The sequence below is a fragment of the Frankia sp. CcWB3 genome, from assembly GCF_977927595.1.
Genome location: NZ_CDWRCK010000303.1, coordinates 3183 through 5093, shown reverse-complemented (window position 1 = coordinate 5093; position 1911 = coordinate 3183). Strand labels below are relative to the sequence as shown.

The 1911-nt window shown below is 72.8% G+C and carries 2 pseudogenes; both read right to left on the bottom strand.

The features are described from left to right. Nucleotides 1-46: 46 nt before the first annotated feature. A pseudogene (gene tnpC, locus ACY5KJ_RS17970) lies at nucleotides 47-1381 on the bottom strand (IS66 family transposase); the annotation flags it as partial. 81 nt (nucleotides 1382-1462) lie between these two features. Next, nucleotides 1463-1826, bottom strand: a pseudogene (locus ACY5KJ_RS17965) (IS66-like element ISFsp11 family transposase); the annotation flags it as partial. Nucleotides 1827-1911: the final 85 nt, after the last annotated feature.

Below are 1911 nucleotides of genomic sequence, written 5' to 3'. Positions count from 1 at the left end.
GTCCATTCAGAGGTGACGGTCCCAGCACCTCTGTGTTGATGTTGATTTAGGCGGCGACCGCGAGGCCGTCCGGTTCGGCGAGAGCGGCCCGGGGGGTGGGTAGCCAGGGCCGGCTGGCGAGCAGCATCCTGATCGCGTCGATCGGGCGGATGCCATGGTCGCGGGTGGAGAGCAGGTAGGAGCGCACGCGCAGGTACCCGGCGAGGGTCGTCGGGGTGTGCCAGTAGCCCGAGACGGCCTGGTGCCGTTTGGGAAGCCTGATCGACTGCTCGGCGGCGTTGTTCGTCCAAGGGATCTTGAAGTCGGTGAGGAAGAGCCAGACCTGGTCGGCCTTCGCGGCGAGCCGGCGGGCCAGGACCAGGCCGGGATGGTTCTTGCCGTCCTTCCAGGGCCGGGACATGTTCGCCAGCCGGCCGACCTCGACGTCCCGGTCGAACCGGGCCCGCAGCCCGTCGATCACGTCCTGGTCGAGGCGGGTGCACCCGGCAGCTCGGGCGGCGACGACCAGGCCGTTCGCCTCGCGGAACAGCTCGATGAGCCGGCCGGCCCACTTCTGGATGTTCGGCGCGAGCATCAGCACCGCCCGCAGACCTCGGATGAGGTGCTGGCAACAGAGCTGCACGCCGGCGACCTGGGTGTCGTACTGGTGCCAGCCGGCGTAGTCGTCGCGGGTGAGGTAGCCGGTGTAGCCGTCGAGGACCCCGGTGGCGTCGATCGCCTCCGACGAGCGGGAGGGGATCGCCGCGTACCAGACCAGCCCGGGCCACGGGGTCCGCAGCGCCAGCAGGTGCGGGGCGCCCTCGGTCGGCCTGCCGGTGGCCTCGTCGAGGTCCCTGCGCAGGACGTTGACCGGGGACTCGTCACCGCACAGCACCGGCTCGGCGCGCAGCGCCGCCTTCATCGTCTCGTCGTAGCCACGGGCCGCGAGCGCCTCGGCGGCGCGTTGCAGGGTCCGCGCGACGAAGCCGGTCGAGACCGCCGTGCCGTACATCCCGTTGAGGACCAGCGCGGTCCGCTCGAGCGGGACGTTGCCCTCGTTGCCCAGCAGCACCACCGCGCCGCCGATCAGCGGCCCGTAGCACACCGAGCCCGCCGTCGCCCACGGCACGTCCGGCACCCTCGCCGCCGTGATCTTCCCGCAGCAGCCACACCGCCTGCGCGGCAGCGCCCACTCGGTCGTCTCGACCCGCGGCTCGGGCACGTCGCGTACCTGCGTCCCCATGTCCGCCAGCACCTGCCCACCGGCCAGGCCCGCCTCGCACGACGAGCACTCGGTCGGCTCGTCCGCCCGTAACCGGCGGTCCGGGGCCGGGTCCCGGGGCAGCCCGGCACCCGGCTGCCCGCCCGGCTTCCTGTCCTTCGAACGGACCCGCTCCGAGGCCGGCCGGACCTGCCGGCCCCCGGCCTCCCCGTCCCCGTCTGCCTGATCGTCGTCGGCCGCCCGGGCCTTCTTCTCCTCAGCCCGCCGGGCCCTGCGGGCGGCCCTCGCCCCGATCGGGCTCCTTCGAGGGCGGGGCGGAGGAGTTCGTGCTGTCCATCGACACCCGCCGACGCAGGTCAGCGACCTCAAGCTCAAGCTCCTCGACCCGTGCGCGTGCCCGGTCCCGCTCCGCCCGCACCGCGCCGAGCTCCACCTCATGCCGCGCGGCCGCGCCCTCCACGACTCACCGCAGCCGTTCGTTGGCCGCGGCCAACCGGTCGTTCGCAGCCCGGGCCGCTGCCTGCCCGGCCGCGAACTGTTCGATCCGCGCCTCGGCAGCCGCGAGACGCGACTCCCACGACACGGACGGGTCAGCCACAACCCCTGATCCTCCACGCCCAACCACGAGGATCAAGCAACGACCGCGACGTGTCCCCTCAACACAAACCCCAAGATCAGCGGGCTACCGCCGCCCACCCCTGAATGGACAC